This window comes from Nocardioides pymetrozini (assembly GCF_046058985.1).
GTDB lineage: Bacteria > Actinomycetota > Actinomycetes > Propionibacteriales > Nocardioidaceae > Nocardioides.
Map to the genome: position 1 here is coordinate 2427233 of NZ_CP175556.1, position 23701 is coordinate 2450933.

A 23701-nucleotide genomic window follows, 5' to 3' on the forward strand; every position below is an offset into this window, starting at 1 on the left:
CATCGACCTTAGAAGGTCGCCCACCGCTCGGGCAGCCCCCTGTCCCATGCCGGGCCTCCCTGCCACGCCGCGGGCGGCACCGCGTCCTGGAGGAGCGAGGCGAGCAGGGCTGCCATGCGGTAGCCCGGACTCGCCCGGGTGCAGCGGTCGACGGCGATCCAGGCCAGTGCGCCGTCGCCGGCCTGCCACGCCGCCCAGCCCAGCAGCGCGGCCGGGGCGGCGACCAGCGACTCCGGAGCGCGTCGGACCACGCCCGACCACAGCCGGACGTGCTCCTGCGCGGACGCGCGGGTGATCGTGGACCACGCGGCGTCCCGGACCCGCGGGGCCTGCATCACCCAGAGAAGGTGGGCGAGGTCGTCGTCACCGGGCGGCGTCTCGTCGGCGACGAGGTCTCGGACGGCGTGTGCCACCCACGCCCCCGCCTCGCGCACCGCGCTGTCGCTCGCGGGGACGCCGTCCTCGGCGTGCCGTCCCGACCGGAGCGCCGACGCGACCGCCTCCGCGGCGGCAGGGTTTTGGTCGACCGAGGAGACCAGGTCGGCCCGGGTGCGATGGGCGAGGCGCCCGTCGACGATGGCCTCCACCACGAAGGGGTGGGCGGACACGTCCACGGGATGGCGGCGGGATCGAGCGGCGGGGACCCGGTGCTCGAGGTCGCGGTAGTGCGTGCCGTCCGTCGCCAGCGCGGCCAGCACCTCCAGCCCCGAGCGCCGGCAGGCCCGCCGCAGCGTGCGGTGCGCGGCCTCCGCCGGAGCGGAGTCCTCGGCGTAGTAGAGGAGCACGACCTGGTCGGCGCCGTGCCGCAGCGCAGGGCCGAGGAGCGCGGCGGCCAGCTGGCGCCGGACGACAGCGGAGCCGGCGACGGTCGGCGGGAGGTCGATGCGCGCGTGGAAGGGATGGCGGGCGCCGAAGGTCATCAGCACGACCGACTGCTCGGGCCAGAACCCGAGCAGCACCGGTGCCGCGGCGAACAGGTCCTCGGGCCGGCGCAGGGTCAGGCGCGCGGGCGGACGGGGCATTGCGGAGCTCGTGGTCATGACGAGCACGCTCGCCCGGACGGGCGACAGCCGCACGGGGCCGGCCGGCGGCCTGGGGAGGAGCCGCACGGAGACGCTGCCTGGGGAGAGCCGAGGGATCCTGCTGTCACCGGTGACGACTAACGTGACGTCGGTGCGCGCCCACGCCTCGGTCCTCCATCTGGACCTCGACGCGTTCTACGCCGCCGTGGAGCAGCGCGACAAGCCGTCCCTGCGGGGCAAGCCGGTGGTCGTCGGGGGCGTCGGCGGACGCGGGGTGGTCTCGACGGCGTCCTACGAGGCCCGCGTGTACGGCGTCCGCTCGGCGATGTCCACGCGCGAGGCTCGCGCGCGGTGCCCGCACGCGGCGTACCTCTCGGGCCGCTTCGAGGCCTATCGGGCCACGAGCGCTGCGGTGATGGCGGTGCTGCGCGACTGCTCCCCCCTCGTCGAGCCCCTGTCCCTCGACGAGGCGTTCGTCGACCTCGCCCAGGCCGGCCTGCCGGACCTCGAGGTCCCGACCGTGACGGCCCTCGGCGAGGAGCTGCGCACGCGGGTGCGGGAGGTCACCGGCGGGCTGACCGCCTCGGTCGGCATCGCGTCCTCGAAGTTCCTCGCCAAGATCGCCAGCGACCTGCGCAAGCCCGACGGCCTGGTCGTGGTGGCGCCCGGCACCGAGCTCGCCGTGCTGCGTCCCCTGCACGTCTCGGTGATCCCGGGGGTCGGCCCGGCGACCGTCGAGCGACTGCGCAGGGCCGGGGTGCACACCGTCGAGGAACTGGAGCGGGTCAGCCAGGACGAGCTGGTCCGGCTGGTCGGCAAGGCGCAGGGACACAGCCTCTTCCAGCTCGCGCGCGCCCAGGACGACCGCCCGGTCGTCGCGGACCGGGAGACCAAGTCGGTCAGCGTCGAGGGCACCTACGAGCACGACCTGACCGACCGGCAGCAGATGGCCGCGATCGTGACCCGCCAGGCCGGCGAGGTCGCCAAGCGCCTTCGCACGAGCGGCCTGTCGGGCCGCACGGTCACCATCAAGGTGCGCCTCTACGACTTCACCACGCTCAGCCGCTCCTCGACCCTGCCGGCGCCGACCGACGAGCCGGCGACGATCGCCCGCCTGGCGCGCACCCTGCTCGAGGACCTCGACACGTCCGGTGGCGTCCGACTGCTCGGCGTCGGCGTCTCCGGGCTGGCTGACTGGATCCAGGAGGACCTGTTCGGCACCGGCGAGGAGCCCGACGACGGGGTCGGGACGGAGCCCGAGCCGGAGCCGGACCAGGCGGGGGCCCGCTGGCGCGGCGAGACCTGGGCTCCCGGGATGGACGTGGTCCACGCCGAGCACGGTCGGGGCTGGGTGTGGGGCTCCGGCAAGGGCGTGGTGACGGTGCGCTTCGAGACCGCGGAGACGCCGCCCGGGCCGGTGCGCTCGTTCCGATCCGACGACCCGGCTCTCCAGCGCTGGCGGCCGCCGTCGGCGGAGCAACCGGAGGAGCAGTAGCGTTCCGGGCATGTCCGTCGCCCCGACAGCACCGACCGCCCCGACTGCACCGCGCCACCCCGTCACCACGACGCACCACGGCCACACCCGCACCGACGAGTACGAGTGGCTGCGCGCCAAGGAGGACCCGGCGGTCATCGCCCATCTCGAGGCCGAGAACGCCTACACCCAGGCGCGCACGGCGCACCTCGCGGACCTGCGCGGCCGGATCTTCGACGAGATCAAGGCCCGCACCCTGGAGACGGACCTGTCGGTGCCGACCCGCGTCCGGGGCTACTGGTACTACGGCCGCTCCTTCGAGGGCCGCCAGTACGGCGCGAGCTGCCGCGTCCCGGTGGCGGACCCCGACGACTGGACCCCGCCCGTGCCCGCTGCCGACGCGAGCCCCGACCAGCCCGCGCTGCCCGGCGAGGAGGTGCTGCTCGACCTGGACGCCCTCGCGGAGGGCCACGAGTTCTTCTCGCTCGGTGGCTCCTCGGTCAGCCCCGACGACCGGCTCCTCGCCTACGCCGTGGACGTGGTCGGCGACGAGCGCTACACGGTCCGGGTCCTGGACCTGGAGACCCGGGAGCTGCGCGAGGACGTGCTCACCGACGTCCTCGGCGGGGTGACCTGGGGCGGGCTCTCCGCGACCGGACAGGCCGACCACTTCTACTACACCACCGTCGACGACGCCTGGCGGCCCGACAAGGTCTGGCGCCACCGGCTCGGCACCGCGCAGGCCGACGACGAGCTGGTCTTCCACGAGCCCGACGGCCGCTACTTCGTCGGCGTCGGACGCACCCGCAGCCGTCGCTACGTGATGATCGCGGCGAGCTCTAAGACCACCTCGGAGTTCCACGTGCTCCCCGCGGACGACGCGCAGGCGAAGCCCGTCTGCTTCGCCGAGCGCACCGACGGCGTCGAGTACTCCCTCGAGCACGCGGTGGTCGGCGGCCAGGACCGCTTCCTGGTGCTGCACAACGCCACCGGCCCGGAGTTCGAGCTCGGCCACGCCCCCGCCGTACCCACGGCGCCCGCGGACTGGCGCCCGCTGCTCCCCCACGACCCCGAGGTCCGGCTCGAGGACGTCGACGCCTTCGCCGGCCATCTCGTGGTGCAGCAGCGCAGCGGCGGCAGCACCCAGGTCCGGGTCCTCGACCTCGGCACCGACCCGGAGCACCCGGTCGTCGGCGACCGACTCGTGGAGTTCCCCGGCGAGCTCGCCACCGTCGGGGCGGGCAGCAACCCCGCCTTCGAGCAGCCGACGATCCGGGTGGGGATGACCAGCCTTGCCCGACCGTCGGCGGTCTACGACCACGACCTGCGCACCGGCGAGCTGGTGCTGCGCAAGCAGGCGCCGGTGCTCGGCGGCTACGACGCCGACGACTACGAGGAGCACCGCCTCTGGGCTGACTCCGTCGGCGGCGTGCGGGTGCCGATCTCGCTGGTCGTGCGCAAGGGCGCCCGCGGGCCGGCGGGCGCGGACCCGGTTCCCGTGCACCTGTACGGCTACGGCGCCTACGAGGCCTCCATCGACCCCTACTTCGCCGTCAGCCGGCTCTCCCTGCTCGACCGCGGCGCGGCCTTCGCGATCGCGCACGTCCGGGGTGGCGGCGAGATGGGCCGTCACTGGTACGACGACGGCAAGCTCGAGCACAAGCAGCACACCTTCGACGACTTCGTCGCCGCCGCCCGTCACCTCGTCGCGTCCGGCTGGACCACCCCCGAGCGGATCGTCGCGGAGGGCGCCAGTGCCGGCGGCCTGCTGATCGGGGCGGTCGCCAACCAGGCGCCCGAGGCGTTCGGCGGCTTCGTGGCGGGCGTCCCCTTCGTGGACACGCTCACGACGATGCTCGACCCGAGCCTGCCGCTCACCGTCCCCGAGTACGACGAGTGGGGCAACCCCACCGACGACCCGGCGGCCTACGAGCGGATCGCCGGCTACGCGCCGTACGAGAACGTCGCCGACCTCCCCTACCCGCCGATCCTGGCGGAGACCTCCCTCAACGACACCCGCGTGCTCTACGTCGAGCCCGCGAAGTGGGTGGCGCGCCTGCGCGAGCGCGCCCCGGAGGCCGAGGTGCTGCTGCGCACCGAGATGGCCGCCGGCCACGGCGGCGTCTCCGGTCGCTACCGCGCCTGGGAGGACCGGGCGTTCACCCTCGCCTGGATCCTCGACCGGCTCGGGCTGGCCGACGCGGAGCCCGCAAGTTGAGAACTCCCTGAGATTCGCCCTCGGCCGCAACTTCTGCGCGGGCCCGGACGTCAATGCGGGTGAGAGCAACACCGGTGGTCCTCGGGAATCCGGGGTACCTCCCCGGTGTTGGGAACCACAGGTGCGGATTTGGGCTCCAGCCGCACGGGCAAGGAGGGACGCCATGGCAGCGACGATGACGAGGACGCGCAACACCGGACGCGAGATCGAGGGACGCGACAGCGTCGGGCTGTACCTCGACGAGATCGCCCGGACTCCCCTGCTCGACGCTGCCCGGGAGGTGGAGCTCGCGAAGACCATCGAGGCGGGGCTGTACGCCGAGCACCTGCTCGCCGAGGGCCGCGTCGGCCGCCGGAAGGGCGGCGCTCCGAAGCAGGCCACCGAGGCCGAGCTGGAGTGGATCGCCGAGGAGGGCCGCAAGGCCGTCACGGAGTTCATCAACGCCAACCTGCGCCTGGTGGTGTCCATCGCCCGCAAGTACGGACGGGCCCAGATGCCGATGCTCGACCTGATCCAGGAGGGCAACACCGGCCTGATCCGAGCGGTCGAGAAGTTCGACTACGCCAAGGGCTACAAGTTCTCCACCTACGCCACCTGGTGGGTGCGCCAGGCGATCACCCGCGGCATCGCCCAGCAGGCCCGCGTGGTCCGGCTGCCCGTCCACGTGGTCGAGGAGCTCAACCAGGTCGGCGGCGCGCGCCGTACCCTCGAGCGCCAACTGGGTCGCGACCCGGAGCCGGCGGAGATCGCCGCCGAGCTCGGCCTGGAGGTCGAGCGGGTGCTCGACCTGATGGCCTGGGGGCGCGAGCACGTCAGCCTCGACACCCCGGTCGACGAGGACGGCGACACCTCGCTCGGCGACCTGATGGCCCAGGAGACCGCGCCCGGCCCGGACCTCACCTTCCTCGACACCGAGGCGCGCGACCGCCTCAACAGCCTGGTCGACCAGCTCGACGAGCGGGCCGCCGACATCATTCGCTCCCGCTACGGCCTGACCGACGGACGCCAGCACAAGCTCGCCGACATCGGCGTCAAGCACGGCATCTCCGCCGAGCGGGTCCGTCAGCTCGAGCGCGAGGCGCTGCAGAAGCTGCGTCGCCTCGGCGACCCGGACATGGCGGCCTGACTCAGGCCGCAGCCAGCTCCGCGAAGACCTCCGTCACCTTGCGGCGGAGGTCTTCGCGCGTCCCGGTGTTCTCGATCAGGTAGGTCGCCACGGCTCGCCGCTGCTCGCGGGTGGCCTGGGCGGCGATCCGGGCGCGGGCCTCGTCCTCGGTCCAGCCGCGGTCGCGCACCATCCGCTCCACCTGGGTCTCCTCGGGGGCGTCCACCACGATGACCGCGTCGAACTCGGCCGCGCGGCCGGACTCGACGAGCAGTGGGATGTCGTGGACCACGACCGCGTCCGTGGGCGCGGAGGCCTCGAGCTCGGCGTACCGCTCGAAGACGAGCGGGTGCACGATCCCCTCCAGCACCTTGCGCCGCGCCTCGTCGGCGAACACGAGCGCGCCCATCCGGGGCCGGTCCAGCTCGCCGTCCGGCGTCAGCATCTCGGCGCCGAAGGCCTCGACGACGGCCGCCAGGCCCGGGGTCCCCTTCGCCACGACCTCGCGGGCGATCTGGTCGGCGTCGATGACGACCGCCCCCAGCTCCCGCAGGATCGACGACACGGTGCTCTTCCCCGAGGCGATCCCCCCGGTCAGTCCGACGCGCACACGCGGACCCTACTGTGAGGGCGTGGAGAACGCGCGCGTCGCCCTGCTGCTGCCCGGCTCGCACGCGTACGTCGACGCGGTGCTGCGGATACTCACCGCCGGCGTCTTCCCGATCCCGCTCGACCCCCGGCTGACGCCCTCCGAGCAGGAGCGGATCCTCGCCGGCCTGGCGCCGACCGACGTCGTCCGGTCGCCCGACGAGCTCGCGGCGCTCGTCGACGGTCTTCCCGAGGCGGGTCTGCCGCTCGGTCGCCCGATGCACTGCACCAGTGGCACGACCGGGGTGCCGAAGGGGGTGTACTCCGGCCTGCTCTCTCCCGACGACGCGGAGGCGCTGGTCGCGGAGGAGCGCGCGCTGTGGGGCTTCTGCGCCGAGGACGTCAACCTCGTCCTCAGCCCGCTCTACCACTCCGCACCGCTGCGCTTCGCGATGGGCACGCTGCTCGCGGGCGGGCGGATCGTGATCCCCGGCCCCTTCGACCCGGCCGCGGTGACCGCCGCGATCGAGCGCGAGCGACCCACCACGATGTTCTGCGTCCCGACCCACCTGCAGCGGCTCTTCGCGCACTGGGACGAGCACGGCGCGCCCGACCTGTCCTGCTTCCGGCTGGTGGCCCACGCCGGGGCGCCCTGCCCGGTCGAGCTCAAGCACCGCCTCCTGGAGTCCTTCCCACCCGGCTCGACCTGGGAGTTCTACGGCTCGACCGAGGGCCAGTTCACCGCCTGTCGCAGCGAGGAGTGGCTGGAGCGGCCCGGCACCGTCGGCCGGGCGCGGCCGGGACGCACGCTGACCACCGACCCGGACGGCACGATCTGGTGCACGGTGCCCTCCTACGCCCGCTTCTCGTACTTCGGTGCCCCGGAGAAGACGGCCGCCGCCTGGCGCGAGACCCCCGCCGGTCCGGCGTTCACGGTCGGCGACCTGGGCCGGTTGGACGAGGACGGCTATCTCTACCTCGACGGCCGGCGCGAGGACCTCGTGATCAGCGGGGGCGTCAACGTCTACCCCACCGAGGTGGAGCAGGTGCTCGGCGGCTGCCCCGGCGTCGCCGACGTCGCGGTGTACGGCGTCGACGATCCTCAGTGGGGCCAGCGCGTGCGCGCCGCGGTGGTGCCCGGCCCCGGCGGTGTCACCGAGGACGCCCTGCACGCCTTCGCCCGCACCCACCTCGCCCCGCCCAAGCGGCCCAAGGACTACGTCCTTCTCGCCGCGCTCCCCCGCACCCTCACCGGCAAGGTACGGCGCAGCGAGCTGCCCCGGCCCTGAGCGCCTAGGCCGGAGGCTGGTCCGCGGCCAGCTCCAGCGCCAGCCAGGCGCCGACCCGCGCAGCCGGGTCGTCGAGGTCGAGGCCGGTCAGCCCCTCGATCTCGGCGATCCGGTTCCGGACCGTGTTGCGGTGCACACCGAGGTCGTCGGCGACGGCGCCGCGCGCACCGTGGTGGCGCAGGAAGGCCGCCAGGGTGGCACGGTGCTCGGCGTCGAGCGGCGCGAGCAGGCCGGCGGCGTACTCCCTGCCGAGCGCCTCGGGGACCAGGGCCAGCGGTCCGGCGTCGGCCACCTCCTCCCAGCGGCGGACGGGGCTGGCGGCGCTCGTCCGGTCCAGGGCGTGGCCCGCCGACTCGGCGCTGCGGCGGGCCTCGGTGGCGGGGACGGCCCGCCCGACGCCCACCCGCAGCCCGCTGCCGGAGACGATGTCCAGCACCCCGGGGAGCCGGGCGGGCGCGAGCACCGCCACCAGCTCGCCGTCGACGACTCCGGCCAGGGCGCCCTCGACGGCGAGGTCGTCCTCCAGCCGGTCGAGCGCGTCGTCGAGCGCGTCCCGGGCGCCGGTCATCCGGAGCACGCGGAGCCGCTCGGGCACGGTGCGGCCACCCTCCGCGGCGTCGAGCAGCACTTCCGCGGAGCGCAGGTCGCCCGCGCACAGGAGCTCCAGCGCCCGGCCCCGGAGCCGCCGCTCGGCGGCCCGGCGCTCCGCCCGCCGCTCGACCGCCAGGCTGAGCAGCACCGCGGCCGTGCTGACCGCGGAGCGCTGCGGGTCACCGAGCGGCCCCGGGAGGCACACCGCGAGGTAGAGCTCGGGGCGGCCCGCGAGGCCGATCGGGCGCACCAGCGTCGTGGCGCTGCCATCGGTCCTGGTGGAAACGGCGCCGAGGCCCTGCCCCTTGATGCCGGCGACCTCGGCGCGCACCAGGTCGAGGTCGAGCCGCTCCCGGCGCGCGCCGAGGGGGCCCTCCGCGGGCTCGCCGTCGCGGTGCACGAGGGCGACGGCGGCGTCGAGGAGCTGGGCCAGGCGCTCGAGCAGCGGGCGCAGGTCGAGTCCCAGCGCGGCCCGGGTCAGCCTGCGCTGCAGGTCGAGGGCGAGGCGGGTCGACGCCGCCTCCTGGTCCTGCAGCAGCTCGGCGGCGGCCCGCGACACCGCCACGAAGGTGGTCTCCCGGGGGACCTCCAGCAGCGTCAGACCGTGGGCCCGGCAGGCTTCGACGAGCCTCGCGGGCAGCTCGTCGTAGGTCAGCCCGACGCCGACCCCGACCGCCGCGGCGCCCGCGGCGACCAGCCGGCCGACGTAGGCGTCCCACTGGTCGCTCCAACCGCGCGTGCCCAGCCCGGTGGTGAGGAGGAGCTCACCACCCTCGAGGAAGGGCGTCGGGTCGGGCAGCTCGCTGGTCGCGACCCAGCGCAACGACGGTCCCTCCACGGCGTGGACCGCCCGCAGACCGAGAGCCCGCCGCGCGACCAGGTCCGCCACCGACACCATGGGGGCATCATTGCACAACCAAGGGCGGCAGATTGTGCAGGACGGATATGGCCGTGCTCCTCTGCCGGGCCTACCGTCGACGGCATCGGCCGGTCCTCCCGGCAGCCCTTCGACGATAGGACGTCCATGAGCCAGCAGCCCACCGGCGGCCCCAGCATCACGCAGGAGCGCCGTCTCGTCACCGAGATCCCCGGCCCCCGCTCGCAGGAGCTCGCGGCACGCAAGGCCAAGGCCGTCGCGTCCGGTGTCGCGGTCGGCCTGCCGGTCCAGGTCGTCGCCGCCGGCGGCGGCATCCTCGTCGACGCCGACGGCAACCAGCTCATCGACCTCGGCTCCGGCATCGCCGTGACCACCGTCGGCAACAGCGCCCCGCGCGTTGTCGAGGCGGTGACCCGACAGGTCGCCGAGTTCACCCACACCTGCTTCATGGTCACCCCCTACGAGGGCTACGTCGCCGTCGCGGAGAAGCTCAACGAGCTCACCCCCGGCACCCACGAGAAGCGCTCCGCGCTCTTCAACGCCGGCGCCGAGGCCGTCGAGAACGCCGTCAAGATCGCGCGCGCCGCGACGGGCAAGCAGGGCGTCGTCGTCTTCGACCACGCCTACCACGGACGCACCAACCTCACGATGGCGATGACGGCGAAGAACATGCCGTACAAGAAGGGCTTCGGCCCGTTCGCCTCCGAGGTCTACCGCGCGCCCCTGTCCTATCCCTTCCGCGACGGCGGTCTCGACGGTGTCGAGGCGGCGCGCAAGGCGATCGACGTGATCGAGAAGCAGGTCGGCGCCGAGAACCTCGCCGCCGTCGTCATCGAGCCCATCCAGGGCGAGGGCGGCTTCATCGTCCCGGCCGAGGGCTTCCTGCCGACCCTGGTCGCCTGGTGTCGCGAGAACGGCGTCGTCTTCGTCGCCGACGAGGTGCAGACCGGCTTCGCCCGCACCGGCGAGCTGTTCGCCTGTGACCACGAGGGCGTCGTCCCGGACCTGATCGTGACCGCGAAGGGCATCGCCGGCGGTCTCCCGCTGGCCGCCGTGACCGGCCGCGCGGAGATCATGGACGCCGCGCACGCCGGCGGCCTGGGCGGCACGTACGGCGGCAACCCGCTCGCGTGCGCCGCCGCGCTCGCCGTCATCGAGACGATCGAGGCCGAGGGCCTGGTCGACCGCGCGCGCACCATCGGCAAGACGATGACCGAGCGGCTGCGCGCCCTGCAGGAGCAGGACCCGCGCATCGGCGAGGTCCGCGGCCGCGGCGCGATGATCGCCGTCGAGCTCGTGAAGCCGGGCACCACCGAGCCCGACGCCGACCTCACCAAGCGGATCGCGGCCGCCGCGAACGCGCAGGGCATGGTCGTCCTGACCTGCGGCACCTACGGCAACGTGCTGCGCTTCCTGCCTCCGCTGTCGATGCCCGACCACCTGCTCGACGAGGCGCTCGACCTGCTCGCCGGGATCCTCGCAGAGCTCAGCCAGGAGAACTGATGACCGCGCTCCACGAGCCCGACACCGCCGCCGGTACCGGGCCGCTGGCCGACGCCCGCACCCAGCTGCGGGAGGCGACCACGCTGCTCGGGTACGACGAGGGCCTGCACCAGATGCTCGCCACGCCGCGCCGCGAGGTGACGGTCAGCATCCCGCTGCGTCGCGACAACGGCACGACCGAGCTGTTCGTCGGTCACCGGGTGCAGCACAACTTCTCCCGCGGTCCGGCCAAGGGCGGGCTGCGCTACTCCCCCGACGTCGACCTCGACGAGGTCCGCGCGCTGGCGATGTGGATGACCTGGAAGTGCGCGCTCCTCGACGTGCCCTACGGCGGCGCGAAGGGCGGGGTCCGGATCGACCCGCGCCACTACTCGGCCGCCGAGCTGGAGCGCGTGACCCGGCGCTACACCAGCGAGATCAGCCCGCTGATCGGTCCGGAGCGCGACATCCCCGCGCCCGACATCGGCACCGACGAGAAGACCATGGCGTGGCTGATGGACACCTACTCCGTCCAGCAGGGCCACACCGTCCTCGGCGTCACCACCGGCAAGCCGATCAGCCTCGGCGGCTCGCGGGGCCGCGCCACCGCCACCTCGCGGGGCGTCGTCCACGTGGCGCTCGCGGCGCTGCGCTCGCGCGGCATCGACCCGGCCGGCGCGACCGCGTCGGTCCAGGGCTTCGGCAAGGTGGGCCGGTACGCCGCCCGCTTCCTCGCCGAGGCCGGCACCCGGGTGCTCGCCGTGTCCGACCAGTACGGCGCCGTGTTCGCGTCGACCGGTCTCGACATCGTCGCCCTCGAGAAGCACGTCGACGCGACCGGCTCGGTGGTCGGCTTCGCCGGCGGCGAGGCCGTGCCCGCCGAGACCGTGCTCGAGGCCGAGGTCGACCTGCTCGTCCCCGCCGCCGTCGAGGGCGTGCTCCGCGCCGACAACGCCGGTCGCGTGCAGGCCAAGGTGGTCGTGGAGGGCGCCAACGGCCCCACCACCCCCGAGGCCGACCGCATCCTGCAGGAGGCCGACCGGCTCGTCGTACCGGACATCCTGGCGAACGCCGGCGGCGTCATCGTGTCCTACTTCGAGTGGGTGCAGGCCAACCAGGCCTACTGGTGGAGCGAGAACGAGGTCGAGGCCCGGCTGGCCGAGCGGATGCTCGCCGCCTGGGACTCGGTCAACGCCGCTGCCGCCCGCCTCGACGTCCCCCTGCGCACGGCCGCGACCTGCCTCGCCGTCGAGCGCGTCGCCCAGGCGCACCAGCTGCGCGGCCTCTACCCGTGACCCGACGACCCGACCAGGAGACGACCATGAGTGACACCACCTTCGAGGTGATCGACCCCGCCACCGGCGCGGTGATCGACACCGTCGCCGACGGGACGGTCGAGGACGCGACCCGCGCCGTCGACGCGGCGGCCGCCGCCTTCCCGGGCTGGGCCGCCACGTCCACCCGGGCGCGTGCGGAGATCCTGCGCCGCTGCTACGAGCTGATGGTGCGCGACGCGGACCTGCTGACCGGGCTGATCGCCTCGGAGAACGGCAAGTCCGTGGCCGACGCGCGCGCCGAGGTCACCTACGCCGCCGAGTTCTTCCGCTGGTTCAGCGAGGAGGCCGTGCGCGGCGAGGGGACCTACGCCGACGCGCCGGCCGGCAACGCCAAGACCCTGGTGACCCACGCGCCCGTCGGTGTCGCCGCGCTCATCACGCCGTGGAACTTCCCCGCGGCGATGGCGACCCGCAAGATCGCGCCCGCCCTCGCCGCGGGCTGCACCGTCGTGCTCAAGCCCGCAGCGGAGACGCCGCTCACGGCGCTCGCCGTCGCCGAGATCCTGCTCGAGGCGGGTGTGCCCGAGGGCGTGGTCAACGTCGTCCCGACCACCGACGCCGCCGCCGTCGTCACCGCCTGGCTCGAGGACCCCCGGGTCCGCAAGGTCAGCTTCACCGGCTCCACGGGTGTCGGCCGCACGCTGCTGCGCCAGGCTGCGGACCGGGTGCTCAACGCCAGCATGGAGCTCGGCGGCAACGCGCCCTTCGTCGTCACCGCCGACGCCGACCTCGACGCCGCCGTCGCGGGCGCCATGATCGCCAAGTTCCGCGGGGGCGGCCAGGCCTGCACCGCCGCGAACCGGTTCTACGTCCACGCCGACGTGGTCGAGGAGTTCGTCGAGAAGTTCGGCGCCGCGGTCGCCGCGCTGAAGGTCGGCCCGTCCTCCAACGAGACCAACCAGATCGGCCCGGTCATCAGCGAGAAGGCCCTCACCGGCATCACCAAGCTGGTCGACGCCGCCGTCGCCGACGGTGCGCGGGTGGCCGTGCAGGGCGAGGTCCCCGCGACCGGTTGGTTCTTCCCGCCGACCATCCTGGTCGACGTACCGGTGGGTGCCCCGATCCTGTCCGAGGAGATCTTCGGCCCGGTCGCGCCGATCGTGGCCTGGACCGACGAGGCGGAGATGCTCGCCTCGGTCAACGACACGGAGTTCGGCCTCGCGGCGTACGTGTACGCGGGCCGGCTTCAGGACGCGCTGCGCCTCGGCGAGGCGATCGACGCCGGCATGGTCGGCATCAACCGCGGCATCGTCTCCGACCCGGCCGCGCCGTTCGGCGGCGTCAAGCAGAGCGGCATCGGCCGCGAGGGAGCCCACGAGGGCATCCGCGAGTACCAGGAGACGCGCTACTACAGCGTCGACTGGAGCTGAGCACCGCCGGTCGAGCCGCCGGTCGAGCCGAGCTGGGTCAGTCACGAGAGTCAGCTCACCGGAGCCGCCCCTCGCCGCACGTCGGCGAGGGGCGGCTCTGTCGCTGGACGTCCTGCAGCGCAGGTGCTCCACTGGTGAGGTGCGCTTCGAGCTGACCACGCGCGCCACCCCCGACCAGGTCCTGCGCGCCCTCACCGACTTCACCGACCGGCGCCTCGAGACCTGGAGCACGACCCTCGACCCGAGCACCTATGAGGTCCGGGAGCAGGGCGACACCTGGGCCGTCGCCCGCGAGAGCACGCCCCGCTCCCCCTTCTGGGTGGTCGCCCGCTACGACTGGTCCGACCCCACCCTCGTCCGCTGGACCGAGGTCGAGAACAGCTACGGCGGTCACGGCTCCGGCTCGGTCCGGATCACCCCCACGCCCGGGGGCGGCAGCCATCTCGACGTCGAGTGGAGCTCCCACGACCCCGCCCGCCGCCGCGACCGGGTCCTGCTGTTCCTCCTGCATCACGGGCCGATGCACCGCATGATCGCGCGGATGTGGACCGCTGCGCTGGACCGCTACGCCGCGGCCGAGGCCAGGTGAGTGCGCTAGTCGGCTCTGACCCGCCTGGTGTCGTAGGCCCACATGGCGATCTCGACGCGGTTGCGGGCGCCGAGCTTGGTCATCAGCGACGCCACGTGGGTCTTGACGGTGCTCAGGCCGACGAAGAGCTCGGTGGCGATCTCGGCGTTGGTGCGGCCGCGAGCGACCAGCGCGAGCACCTCCTCCTCGCGCTCGGTGAGCGCGCCGAGGGGTTGGGTCGGAGCCGCCGGCGCCTGGTCGGCGAAGGTCGCCAGCAGTCGCCGCGTGACGTTGGGGGCGATCAGCGCGTCCCCGTCGGCCGCCGCGTGGACGGCTTGGACCAGGAGCTCCGGGCCGGCGTCCTTGAGCAGGAAGCCGCGAGCCCCCGCGCGCAGCGAGCCGGCGACGTACTCGTCGAGGTCGAAGGTCGTGATCACGACGACCGCCATCGGGTCGGGCACGTCGGGCCCGGCCAGGCGTCGCGTCACCTCGACACCGTCGATCCCGGGCATCCGGATGTCGACGAGGAGGACGTCGGGCCTCAGCCGGGTCGCGAGGTCGAGCGCCGCGAGCCCGTCCGCGGCCTCCCCCACGACCTCGATGCCGGGCTGCGCGTCCAGGATCATCACGAGCCCGGTCCGGACCAGGTCGTGGTCGTCGGCCACCACGACCCTGATGCTCATGGCAGCACCTCCGCGGGCAGCACTGCCTCGACCACCCAGCCGCCGGCGGGGCCCGGCCCCGCGGAGAGCGAACCGCCGAGGAGGTGGGCGCGCTCGGCCATGCCCTGCAGCCCGAACCCGGGCGCCGGAACGGGCCCCGGCGCGGTCTGGCCGTCGTCGCTGACACGCAACCGGACCGCGTCTCCCTCCCGACGTACGTCGATCCCGACCCGGGTCGCGCTCCGGGCGTGCCGCACGGCATTGGTCAGCGACTCCTGCGCCAGGCGGTAGAGCGCGACGTCCACCGGCCGCGCCAGGCTCAGTGGACCCTCGAGCGAGACCTCGACGGCCGGCCTCGCGTCAGCCCGCGCCAGAGCAGGAAGGTCCGCGACGCCTCGCTGGGGTGAGTACGCGACCGACTCCGGCTCACGCAGCACCCGCACCATCGACCTCATCTCCGCCAGGGTTCGCGACGCCTCGGACTCGATGGCGGCGAGGATCTCGGCAGCCCTCTCGGGCTGCGCGTCGGCGACCACGCCCCCCGCCTGGGCCTGCACCGCGATCGCCGAGACGTGGTGGGCCACGATGTCGTGCAGCTCCCGCGCCAGGGCGACCCTCTCCTGGTTGCGGATCTCGCGCTGCTGGCGGTGCCAGACGTCGGCGCGATAGCGAACCGCCGCGGCGAGCGCGACGCAGAGCAGGAGGAGGACGCTCCCGCCGAAGATCTCGCCTCGGTCCGCGGAGGCGGCGTACATCCCCAGCGCGGCGACGGCGGCGACGGCGGCCAGCCCCACTACGGTCTCCCGTCCCGACCCCCACCGCACCAGCGAGTAGAGCAGGACCAGGACGACCAGCATGGTGTGGAGGCCGAGCTCCCCGTCGTGGAAGGCCAGCTGGAGGATCGAGAGCAACCCGGCGACGCCCCACCCGACCAGGGCCGACGCCAGCGGCCGGCTCCGCCGCCACAGCACGGCGGGCACGAGCGCCAGGGCCAGGATCGTCACCAGCGGCCGCCAGGCGACGCCCGGCCGAGCGACCGCCTCGGCCGCGACGGCGACCGCGAACACCGCCACCAGCAGCCAGTCCGGACGGCCCGGAGGCGGGGCGTCGGCAGGCCGCGGCTCGTCGAGGACGGAGCGCCGGGCAGTGACCACGGCTCCAGCCTAGGGAGCGGCGCGCCTCGGCGTACCGGCCGAAAGTACGAGAGGGGGATCGTGCGTTCGGCGGGGAGAAGCGCGGCCTCGCGACCGATGCCGCTCCCGGGCGAGCCCACGATCGTGGACCCACCGACACCACCACGCCGAACGGAGCCCCTCATGAGCACGCGCCAGCCCACCGCAGCCCTGCAGGACCAGCCGATGCCCGTGCGAGCCAAGCTCGCCGCCGCGTGGACGAGCTTCATGTTCCTCTACGCGTACGTCGACATCCTCAACTTCTTCACGCCCGGCGTCGTCGACGACATCCTCGACGGCAGGGTCTTCGAGTTCGAGCTCTCGCAGACCTTCTCCACCACGGCACTGGCCCTCATGGCCGTGCCGATCCTCATGGTCGTCCTGTCGATGGCGCTGCCAGCCGGGGCGAGCCGCCTCGCGAACCTGGTCGTGGCCTCGCTCTACGTCCCCGTCACGGCGTTCAACGCGCTGGGCGAGTCCTGGTTCTACTTCTACGGCCTCGGCATCGTGCTTGAGCTGGTGCTCCTCGCCTTCGTCGTGCGGTGCGCATGGACCTGGCCCGTCGCCGCCCCCACGGCGGGATCGGCTCCCGCGCCCGCTGTCCACGGTCGCCGCCCGTTGCAGGGATGAGGTCGGCGGACAACTAGAGTCTTCCCGTGAAGGCTCTGCTGCTCGAGAACATCCATCCCGCCGCTGTCGAGACCCTCGAGGGGCGCGGCTACGAGGTCGAGCTCCGCCCGGGCTCCCTGTCCGAGGACGAGCTGATCGCCGCGCTGCCCGGTGTCCACCTCCTCGGGGTGCGCTCCAACACGAACGTGACCGCCAACGTGCTCGACGCCGCCACCGACCTCGTCGCCGTGGGCTGCTTCTGCATCGGCACCAACCAGGTGGACCTGAAGACGGCCGCGGCGAAGGGCATCGGGGTCTTCAACGCGCCGTACTCCAACACGCGCAGCGTCGTGGAGCTGGTGATCGCCGAGATCATCGCGCTCGCGCGCCGCCTGCCCGAGAAGACCCAGCGCATGCACGAGGGCGTGTGGGACAAGTCCGCGAAGGGCAGCCACGAGGTGCGCGGACGCACCCTCGGCATCGTCGGCTACGGCAACATCGGCACCCAGCTCTCGACGGTCGCCGAGGCCCTGGGCTTCAAGGTCGTCTTCTTCGACACCGCGGACCGCCCGGCGCACGGTACGGCGCGGCGCGTGCGCTCCCTCAAGGAGCTGCTCACCGTCTCCGACGTGGTCAGCCTCCACGTGGACGGGCGGCCCGGCAACGCCGGCTTCTTCGGTGCGGCGGAGTTCGCCGCCATGAAGCCGCGGGCGCTGTTCATCAACGCCTCGCGGGGCATGGTCGTCGACTACGAGGCCCTGCGCGACCACCTGGAGTCCGGCCACATCGCCGGCGCCGCCGTCGACGTGTTCCCGGCCGAGCCGAAGGCGCAGGGCGACCCCTTCGACTCCGTGCTGCGCGGGCTCGACAACGTCATCCTCACTCCCCACATCGGCGGCTCCACGCAGGAGGCCCAGGAGGAGATCGGCTGGTTCGTGGCCGAGAAGCTCGCCAAGTTCGCGCTCGAGGGCAGCACGGCGCTGTCCGTCAACCTGCCCGCCGTCCAGCCGCCCGAGCTGCCGCACGGCCGGCGCCTGGGCCTACTCCACCACAACGTCCCCGGCGTGCTCGCCGACCTGAACGTCACCTTCGCCGAGGCCGGCGACAACGTCGTGGACCAGGTGCTCTCCACCAAGGACGGGTTGGGCTACGTCGTCATCGACGCCGCCGAGCCGCTCTCCGCAGCGGCGCTGGAGCGGCTGCGGGCCGCCGAGTACTGCGTGTGGGCGCGCACCTGGTGAACGGCTGAGACACCGCCGCGACGGGCTCCCCACGGTCGGTGGGGAGCCCGTCGTCTCTCAGCAGTGCTTGCCGACGTTGGCCTGCGCGTTCGCGAGACCGGTCGAGGCCCCCGCGAGCTGGCCCTTGGCCTTCTTCAGGCCCTTCTTGGCCTTCTTCACCTTGGCCGCCGAGCCGGACTTCTTGGCCTTCTTGAGCTTGGCCTTCGCCTTCGTGACCTTCGCCTGGGCGTCGGCCAACGCCGCCTGGGCCGTGGCGAGACCGGCCTTGGCCGCCGTGCATCCTGCGGACGGGCCTGGCGGGACGACGGCGTTCGGCTCGAGCTGGAGGTTCAGGTCGGTGACGGCAGTCGGTACGCCGACGACCGGGCTGGTGAGCGTCTTGTAGCCCGGCTTGCTCACCACGACGTACCAGCAGCCCTCGGCGACGTCCCAGCCGTAGTAGCCGACAGCGTTGGTGACGAACGGGTTCACGTTCGGCGAGATCTCCGGGCTCGCTGCCTGCACGAGCTGCCCGAGACCGGTCGGCGCGGGCTGGCTCCACGGCGCCCCGGATGCCTTCGAGAGGTTGGTCTGGCACGAGTCGGCCGGGTGCGGTCCGTCCGCGTCCTGGGGCTCCCAGCCCGGCACCTTGTACAGACGCACCTCGGCGCCGACCACCGGCTGTCCCGTGAGCTTGTTGGTCACGATGCCGCTCGGGTCGTAGAGGACGATCCGACCGATCGGGACGACCAACGTGGTCTCCTCCGGGCAGTCGACCTGCACGCTGAGCGGCCCGGTCTCGATGTCGGCCTCGGGAATGGTCGCGGTGTAGGTCCCGTTCGGGTTGGCCGTGGCGGGGAACGTCGCGCCTCCGAGGACGAGCTGCACGGCGCTCGGCGTGGCGGTGGTGTCGACGCAGTCCGCCGGCACCGTCAAGGTCAGGTCGGAGGGCGAGCCGCTCGGCATCGCCACGGTGACCTGGCCGGTGACCGGGTCCGTCGTCACGCTTCCCGTCGTGGTCACCACGTCGGCCGTCGACGTCTGGATCGTGGGCGGCAGGGTGGCGGCGGAGTCGAGGTACGCCCAGAACGCATAGAGGTTGTCCCGGGTCCCCCCAGCGCGGAAGGTCAGGCGGACCGTCTCTCCGAGATGACCGGAGAGGTCCAGCTGGACGCCGCGCCAGCCCGACGTCTTGAGGTCGGTGCCCTCACCCCACGCACCCTGCTGATAGGCAGCCAAGGTCTCCCCCGTGTCGGGGCTGCTCACCACGACGTCGAACGTGAGCTCGTCGAATCCGGTGTAGTCGTAGGTGAAGACGTTGAAGGCGAAGGTCTCCTCGGCCTGGTCGACCACGAAGTCCTGGCACATGATGTTGGGGCCCTCGGGCTGGTCCTCCTCGTCGCTCGGCTGCGTGCTGCCGATGCGAGCCATCTTGCTGCCCTCCCAGGGGGAGGTGAACGTGTCGGCCCCGACTGCAGAGATGCCCTCGGTCTGGAAGCCGAGCGTCCATCCGGCCATCTCGTCCTCGAAGCCCATGTTGGTCAGTCCCGTGCTCGCCGCGGCGGGCTCGCAGGAGAAGTCGACGCTGACGGCGAGCTCGGCGCTCTCGTAGCCACCGTCGTACACGACCTCGACGGGGGCGTCCGCCACGTAGCCCGGCCCCGCCGCCACGGAGAGCATGTACGTCCCCGGGGCGATTCCGGCGAAGACGACGGCCCCGTCCTCGTCGGTGGTCTGGACGGTGGGCGCGCCGCCGCCGACGAGCTGGAGGCTCACCTGGGCGTTCGCCACGGCGCTGCCGAAGGTGCTGTTGTAGACCTCGACGTACAGACCAGGGGCCAAGGGGGCCAGCTCGATGGGCGGAACGGTCATCGCCTCGGTCGTCACCTCGACGTCGACGCTGGACGAGACGTAGCCCTCGGCGCCGGCCGTGACCTCATAGCTGCCCGGCTGGAGCTCGAGGGCGTACGCGCCGCCGGCCCCGGTGTCCGTCTCGTCATAGCCTTCGTCGCCGGATGCCTCCACCCAGGCGCCGACGATGCCCGCGTCGGTCACCGCGTCGACGACGGTCCCACTGACCGCCGTCCCCGGTGGCGTGGGCGTCAGCGTGACGGTGGTGGTGGCGCCGGCCGACGCCGTGATCGTGACGACACCGGGATCCCCCGGGTTCGTCGGCGGCGACGACGCGCCCCCGGAGTACGCCGGCTCGTAGCTGCCGAAGTCGTCCTCGACCTGCACGTAGTAGTCACCGGCCGTGAGCTCGGTGAAGGAGACGCTGGCGGTGCCCGTCCCGAGGACGACGCTGTCGGCCTCGAAGTCGAAGTCGCCCAGCTCGGAGTCCCAACGGTAGAGATAGGCCGTCCCCTCCAGCTCTCCCCCGTCGGACATCGAGACCTCGACCTGGATCTCGCCGGGTGGTACAGCAGCGTGGGCAGTCGTGGTCGACCACCCCAACGAGACGCCGGCGACGGCGACGACGACGGCCAGGAGCCGGGCCATGAGGACGCGCACGATCATGAGAAACCCCCAGGTGACGATGGATCCCGAGAGGCAGTTGCGAATCTAGGGCCTGGTGCGGCGCGCCGTTCGCCGATCACCGGGACGTCTCGCGGACGGGCGGAAAATTTGACCTTACGTTCGACTCCACGGCGCTCGTCCACAGCCCGCCGCCTCCTGGTGGCGCCGCTCGCCCGGGTCGGGTTAGCGTCGTCGGACGCGTCCCCGGTCCGGGCGCGGTGCTTTCTCGGGAGGACCCATGCGTCGACTGCGCGCCCTGGTGGCGCTCGTGCTGCTCATCGTGGGCGTGACCGCGTGCTCGGACGACGAGCCCGCCCCGCACGACCCGTCGTCGACCTGGAGCCCGACCGGGACGATGGAGGCGCCGTCCTCGACCGCCGCTGCCGTCCCGATCGAGCCGAGGCTGCCCGACGCCGCACGGGAGGCGAGTGAGGCGGGCGCGCGGGCGTTCATCGCGTACTACTGGGAGCTGGTCAACTACGCCCAGGTGACCGGGGACGTGAAGGCGCTGAAGGCGGTGTCGGGAACCAACTGCAAGGGATGCGCTGCAGGAATTGAGGGAATCCGCACGCTCTATCGCGACGGCGGCCGGCTCGAGGGCGGGGACTACGACATCGAGTTCAAGGTGATGAACGAACTGAAGGACGCCGACGGCTCCGGTTACGCCTTTGAAGCGAAGCTCACAGCGTCGACGGGCGAGCAGACAAAGGTTGACGGAGACGGCCGGACGACGAGGATCCCCGCGGGTAGCTCCGACGTCGTCGTCGTCGCAGCCTGGCTCGGGTCCGGCTGGCGTCTGGAAGCGATGCAGCTCTCATGATGGCCCGCGCCGCCGTGCTGTTGATCGGCGCCATTTGGCCCTGGACCCTCAACGCAGACGATCCCGACGCTGGCACGTCCGGAACCGGTTTCTGGTTACAGCAACTTGGCAAGGTCCAAGGGTCCGCCCCTACCAAGCATGGCGAGCCACAGCGCGACACCACACCAGTGCTCATAGGCCAGGGAGCGTGCGACGCGGCCGACCAGGTCGCTGGAATGTTGGTGACGGCGAGCTTTTGTGACGAGTCAGAGCCTGTCGTGACCATCGATGATGTTCGTCGGGCGTTCGGTGAGCTGAAGCTGCCACCCGGGACGCTGGTGATCCAGCCGCCCGACGGGTTGACCCTGGTCAACTTCGAGACCAACTTCTACACCACCGCCACGACCCCGATCGCCACCACCATCACCCTGCTCGAGCAAGCCGTCACCCTCGAAGCCACCCCGACCTCCTACACCTGGGACTTCGGCGACGGCCACACCGTGACCACCGACGAACCCGGCGCGCCGTACCCCGACCTGACCATCACCCACGACTACCAGCACACCGGCGACTACCAACCCAGCCTGGCCACCACCTACACCGGCCGCTACCGCATCGCCGACGGACCCTGGCAGACCATCCCCGACACCGTCACCATCCCCGGCCCCACCCAGGCCCTGCGCGTCATCGAGGCCCAACCCAAGCTCGTCGGCTATTGAACCGACCGGGGTGCTAGCCCGCCCAGGCCAGCTCGACGCGACCCATCACATCCACCCGCACCCCAGCACCCTCACCAGCACTACCGCCGGTGATCCGTCGCGTACCGGTCGCATCGACCAGAAAGTGGGCCCCGTAGGGATCGCGCCACACCACGATCCCGGGGAACGGATGTCGTGCGGTCCAACCGGCGTGGGTCTTGATCCGGTGATGGGTCCGGGTCAACGGACCCAGGTTCTCGATGCTCGTCTCACCGCCCTCGCTGTAGGGCTGTGCGTGGTCGAGATCCACCCGCCGGCCGGTGTTCGCCGCGAACGGGAACACGTCCCCGCCGTGGACCAGATGGACCGCCTCACGCAGCCGGGCGGGGATCTCGTAGGCATCGACCGGCACCATGCCGGGCAGGTCCACCACCGGGGTCACCTGCACCCGCGCGCCGGCGGCACCCAGCATCTGCACGATCCGGCCGATGGTGACGGGCCCGTGACCCTCGACCCGCGCCACCGGTGACTCTGCATGCAGATGCAGATACGCCTTGGCGCGGACCTTCACCGGACCGACACTCAGATCCGGGTGCGCGGCGGGGTTCAACAACACCGCCGCGGCGGCGACCCGCCGGTCGTTGACCAACGCATCCGGCATCGACTCCGGCATCGACTCGGGCATCGTCTCGGTCAACCGGTCCGCGACCGCGCCGATGGCGGCATCCATCCCCGCCACCGTGACCGCGTCGGCCCTGATCACCAGGGTGGCCATACCGTGCTTGTTCACCCTGCCCATCCGGGCACACCGCTCCTTCGCAGCCGCCTCCTCCCGCGCCGCCGCGAGCTCAGGAGCCGCGGCGGCGACCTTGCCCTCCACCACCGCCTCGAACCGCGCCCACGCCAACCGGCCGTCCGCGATCTCGACGACCTCACCATCCACCCATGCCGCTTCGGCCTCGGACAGCTCGCGGGTGGCGTCCGCGACATGACGCGCATGGCTCACGCGGACCGTGCCGGCCTCCACCCCCGCCCACAGCTTCGGGAGCCGCAGCTGCAGGTCCACCGCGTCCGCGATCAACCGCCGCGCCCCATACGGACTGGTCTGCACCCGCGCCCCGAACACCGCTGCGGCGTGCTCGGTGACCAGCGGCGTCCCGCTCCCGCCCGCCCGGCGTGCCCGCTCCCGGCCACGACGATCGCTCACAGGCAGCCGGTCCGGGTGGTGCAGCACCGCCCACTGATACGCCGCCCGCAAGATCGCCCGCTCCGCCTCCAGGCGCGCCACATGCTGGGCCTCGACGAAGTCGAGAACCCCCGCTGCCGGCAGACCCTCCAGATCCACCACCGCCCGATCGGTGACCATGACCCATCACAACCCAGGGGTCCGACACAAACCCCCGGACGGGCCGGTCACGGTCGCGCCGGATTGGGCTGGCGTGCCGGGGCGAGATCGAGCACGACCCGGTAGTGCCGCGTCAGCATCCCCCGCAGCTCCTCCTCCCCCACGAACTCCACGGCGGAGGCGACCGCCGCCATCCTGGACACATCGGTGCGCACGTCGCTCTGCAGGGTGGCGCGAATCGGGCGATCGGCCACGCATCGTGCGCCCGGCGGACTACTTCGTGAGCCTCCGCAGCGTGGCGAAGGTGATCGTCGACGTCCCCGCGACGATGTCGTGCAGGCCCCGGCCGTCGGCGCGAAAGACCAGCGGCGGGATGACCAGCGCCACCATGACCTGCCGGACCAGCATCTTGAGCGGGTTGAGCCGGCGCAGCCGCCCGTCCTCCGGTACGACGCACAGCCCGGTCAGCAGCTTGCCCGCGGAGCCGCCCGCGAGCCAGGTGAGCAGCGCGGACTCGACGACGTACACGGGCAGCACCATCAGCGACGCGGTCGAGCCGGTCTTGGTGTACTCGTCGAGCCCGAAGATCACGATCACCGCCAGCGTGCACAGGGTCCAGTCGACGACGAGCGCCAGGATGCGGCGTCCCCACGAGGCGGTCTCCATCACGCGGCCAACGCTAGCGAAACGCCCGGTGAACCTGTTACATGCCGGAAACATTCGGGCAACCCTGCGAAATCTGGACGTCCTACCGTCGC

21 protein-coding genes are annotated in these 23701 nt (G+C 72.7%); 12 read left to right on the forward strand and 9 right to left on the reverse strand.

Annotated features, from left to right (window positions below):
• Window positions 1-8 precede the first annotated feature (8 nt).
• Window positions 9-1040 carry a DUF4192 domain-containing protein gene (locus ACJ5H2_RS11895; protein WP_408895605.1) on the reverse strand — a complete coding sequence of 344 codons (1032 nt, stop codon included), beginning with the start codon at window positions 1038-1040 and terminating at the stop codon, window positions 9-11.
• A 133-nt stretch (window positions 1041-1173) separates the two neighbouring features.
• Here ACJ5H2_RS11895 and ACJ5H2_RS11900 point away from each other — a divergent pair, with 133 nt between their 5' ends.
• The 3 genes from ACJ5H2_RS11900 to ACJ5H2_RS11910 all read left to right on the forward strand — a co-directional run bounded on the left by ACJ5H2_RS11900 (window position 1174) and on the right by ACJ5H2_RS11910 (window position 5840).
• Window positions 1174-2517 (forward strand): DNA polymerase IV, encoded by a 1344-nt coding sequence (locus ACJ5H2_RS11900; protein WP_408899629.1) that lies wholly within the window; start codon window positions 1174-1176, stop codon window positions 2515-2517.
• Between the two features lie 10 nt (window positions 2518-2527).
• Window positions 2528-4714, forward strand: coding sequence for a S9 family peptidase (locus ACJ5H2_RS11905; protein ID WP_408895606.1), 2187 nt, complete (start codon window positions 2528-2530; stop codon window positions 4712-4714).
• Between the two features lie 163 nt (window positions 4715-4877).
• A complete protein-coding gene (locus ACJ5H2_RS11910; protein WP_408895607.1) occupies window positions 4878-5840 on the forward strand; it encodes an RNA polymerase sigma factor RpoD/SigA in 963 nt (320 codons plus the stop codon).
• A gap of 1 nt (window position 5841) precedes the next feature.
• Here the strand turns inward: ACJ5H2_RS11910 and coaE are convergent, their stop codons facing one another.
• The gene (gene coaE, locus ACJ5H2_RS11915; RefSeq protein ID WP_408895608.1) at window positions 5842-6429 is read right to left on the reverse strand and encodes a dephospho-CoA kinase; all 588 of its coding nucleotides are present in this window, start codon (window positions 6427-6429) and stop codon (window positions 5842-5844) included.
• Between the two features lie 22 nt (window positions 6430-6451).
• Between coaE and ACJ5H2_RS11920 the strand changes: the two genes are divergently transcribed.
• Window positions 6452-7696 carry a class I adenylate-forming enzyme family protein gene (locus tag ACJ5H2_RS11920; protein ID WP_408895609.1) on the forward strand — a complete coding sequence of 415 codons (1245 nt, stop codon included), beginning with the start codon at window positions 6452-6454 and terminating at the stop codon, window positions 7694-7696.
• 4 nt (window positions 7697-7700) lie between these two features.
• Here ACJ5H2_RS11920 and ACJ5H2_RS11925 read toward each other — a convergent pair whose 3' ends face one another.
• Window positions 7701-9185: a PucR family transcriptional regulator gene (locus tag ACJ5H2_RS11925; protein ID WP_408895610.1), complete on the reverse strand. Its 1485-nt coding sequence runs from the start codon at window positions 9183-9185 to the stop codon at window positions 7701-7703.
• A gap of 126 nt (window positions 9186-9311) precedes the next feature.
• Between ACJ5H2_RS11925 and gabT the strand changes: the two genes are divergently transcribed.
• From gabT to ACJ5H2_RS11945, 4 genes are all read left to right on the forward strand, one after another.
• Complete coding sequence (gene gabT, locus ACJ5H2_RS11930; protein ID WP_408895612.1) at window positions 9312-10667, forward strand: 4-aminobutyrate--2-oxoglutarate transaminase; 1356 nt, start codon at window positions 9312-9314, stop codon at window positions 10665-10667.
• Entirely contained in the window at window positions 10667-11941 is a 1275-nt protein-coding gene (locus ACJ5H2_RS11935) for a Glu/Leu/Phe/Val family dehydrogenase (RefSeq protein ID WP_408895613.1), read from the forward strand. The genes gabT and ACJ5H2_RS11935 overlap by 1 nt, the downstream gene beginning before the upstream one ends.
• Window positions 11942-11967: 26 nt before the next feature.
• Window positions 11968-13353 carry an NAD-dependent succinate-semialdehyde dehydrogenase gene (locus ACJ5H2_RS11940; protein ID WP_408895614.1) on the forward strand — a complete coding sequence of 462 codons (1386 nt, stop codon included), beginning with the start codon at window positions 11968-11970 and terminating at the stop codon, window positions 13351-13353.
• A gap of 139 nt (window positions 13354-13492) precedes the next feature.
• Window positions 13493-13942, forward strand: a complete 450-nt coding sequence (locus tag ACJ5H2_RS11945; RefSeq protein WP_408895615.1) for an SRPBCC family protein — start codon at window positions 13493-13495, stop codon at window positions 13940-13942.
• Window positions 13943-13947: 5 nt separating this feature from the next.
• On the opposite strand, the gene ACJ5H2_RS11950 is transcribed toward ACJ5H2_RS11945, so the two are convergent.
• Together ACJ5H2_RS11950 and ACJ5H2_RS11955 are read right to left on the reverse strand one after the other, a co-directional pair.
• On the reverse strand, window positions 13948-14604 hold the full coding sequence (locus ACJ5H2_RS11950) for a response regulator (RefSeq protein WP_408895616.1): 657 nt from the start codon (window positions 14602-14604) through the stop codon (window positions 13948-13950).
• Entirely contained in the window at window positions 14601-15737 is a 1137-nt protein-coding gene (locus ACJ5H2_RS11955) for a sensor histidine kinase (RefSeq protein ID WP_408895617.1), read from the reverse strand. Before ACJ5H2_RS11955 ends, ACJ5H2_RS11950 begins: the two co-directional genes overlap by 4 nt.
• Before the next feature lie 162 nt (window positions 15738-15899).
• On the opposite strand from ACJ5H2_RS11955, the gene ACJ5H2_RS11960 reads away from it, so the two are divergent.
• On the forward strand, window positions 15900-16385 hold the full coding sequence (locus ACJ5H2_RS11960) for a DUF6326 family protein (protein WP_408895618.1): 486 nt from the start codon (window positions 15900-15902) through the stop codon (window positions 16383-16385).
• A 26-nt stretch (window positions 16386-16411) separates the two neighbouring features.
• Window positions 16412-17605 carry a phosphoglycerate dehydrogenase gene (gene serA / locus ACJ5H2_RS11965; RefSeq protein WP_408895619.1) on the forward strand — a complete coding sequence of 398 codons (1194 nt, stop codon included), beginning with the start codon at window positions 16412-16414 and terminating at the stop codon, window positions 17603-17605.
• Between the two features lie 57 nt (window positions 17606-17662).
• Here the strand turns inward: serA and ACJ5H2_RS11970 are convergent, their stop codons facing one another.
• Complete coding sequence (locus ACJ5H2_RS11970; protein WP_408895621.1) at window positions 17663-20101, reverse strand: collagen binding domain-containing protein; 2439 nt, start codon at window positions 20099-20101, stop codon at window positions 17663-17665.
• 238 nt (window positions 20102-20339) lie between these two features.
• Between ACJ5H2_RS11970 and ACJ5H2_RS11975 the strand changes: the two genes are divergently transcribed.
• Both ACJ5H2_RS11975 and ACJ5H2_RS11980 read left to right on the forward strand, forming a co-directional pair.
• Complete coding sequence (locus ACJ5H2_RS11975) at window positions 20340-20921, forward strand: DUF6318 family protein (protein WP_408895622.1); 582 nt, start codon at window positions 20340-20342, stop codon at window positions 20919-20921.
• Complete coding sequence (locus tag ACJ5H2_RS11980; protein ID WP_408895623.1) at window positions 20918-21619, forward strand: PKD domain-containing protein; 702 nt, start codon at window positions 20918-20920, stop codon at window positions 21617-21619. Before ACJ5H2_RS11975 ends, ACJ5H2_RS11980 begins: the two co-directional genes overlap by 4 nt.
• A 13-nt stretch (window positions 21620-21632) precedes the next feature.
• On the opposite strand, the gene ACJ5H2_RS11985 is transcribed toward ACJ5H2_RS11980, so the two are convergent.
• The 3 genes from ACJ5H2_RS11985 to ACJ5H2_RS11995 are packed head-to-tail and all read right to left on the reverse strand — an operon-like array spanning window position 21633 to window position 23609.
• A complete protein-coding gene (locus ACJ5H2_RS11985) occupies window positions 21633-22964 on the reverse strand; it encodes a DUF222 domain-containing protein (RefSeq protein ID WP_408895624.1) in 1332 nt (443 codons plus the stop codon).
• Window positions 22965-23011: 47 nt separating this feature from the next.
• Window positions 23012-23158: a hypothetical protein gene (locus tag ACJ5H2_RS11990; RefSeq protein WP_408895625.1), complete on the reverse strand. Its 147-nt coding sequence runs from the start codon at window positions 23156-23158 to the stop codon at window positions 23012-23014.
• A 58-nt stretch (window positions 23159-23216) separates the two neighbouring features.
• The gene (locus tag ACJ5H2_RS11995; RefSeq protein ID WP_408899630.1) at window positions 23217-23609 is read right to left on the reverse strand and encodes an RDD family protein; all 393 of its coding nucleotides are present in this window, start codon (window positions 23607-23609) and stop codon (window positions 23217-23219) included.
• Window positions 23610-23701 lie beyond the last annotated feature (92 nt).